The 819-nt window shown below is 50.2% G+C and carries 1 protein-coding gene; it reads right to left on the reverse strand.

Features of this window, described 5'->3' with window-relative positions:
- Nucleotides 1-52: 52 nt before the first annotated feature.
- The gene (locus tag ACR0IY_RS21960; protein WP_480677163.1) at nt 53-736 is read right to left on the reverse strand and encodes an IS6 family transposase; all 684 of its coding nucleotides are present in this window, start codon (nt 734-736) and stop codon (nt 53-55) included.
- Nucleotides 737-819 lie beyond the last annotated feature (83 nt).

The raw sequence follows: 819 nt of genomic DNA on the forward strand, positions 1-819 counted from the left end.
GGTTCTGTCGCAAATTTCTTCGAAGGCTAAGTGGATGGAGCAGGCTGGTCGATTATCCTGCCAGTTGCGTGAACTGCTGAAACGGAGAGAGTCCGGGCGTGAACTGACCTTTGCGGATCATGTTGACCAGTTCGATACCTGCTAGGGCAGATGCAGCTGACGAGAAAGACTTGAAACCCAACATGGGCCTGATCCGACGTTTGATGTAGCGATGGTCTTGTTCAATGATGTTGTTGAGATATTTTCGCCTCACCATCTCGATTGGTATCGGACAACCAAAGCTTTTCAGCATCTTGTTGATTGTCGTGATCCCGGCTGTGTTCGCACCGCTTTTGTCGATAACAATTTTCCGTGGCAATCCGTTTGCCTCTAGCGCACGAGCGAAGAACTTTGTTGCAGCGGCTTTGTTCCGGCGTTTGGATAGCATGAAGTCCAGGGTTTTGCCGTATTTATCGATGACCCGATAGAGATAAACCCACTCAGCCTTCACTTTCACATAGGTCTCATCCATGCGCCATGAACGATCGGCAGGACGCTTTTTGTGCCGCGAAGCATCAGCGACAAGACCGCCGTATCGGCTCACCCAGCGGTTCAAGGTCGCGTGATCGAGTTCGACACCACGTTCAGCCATGATTTCTTCCAGGTCTCGGTATGACACGCCGTATCTGAGATAGAAGAAAACAGCATACAAGATCACGTCTTTCGGAAAATGTGCACCTTTGAATGAGATTGCCACTGTCTGCTCCTGTCTAATCCGAGCATGCGCTATCAAAACGACCCTTAGTTTGACAGGTGGCAACAAGGTTTGCGACAGAACCG

It is taken from the genome of Ruegeria sp. BC1 (assembly GCF_056539305.1).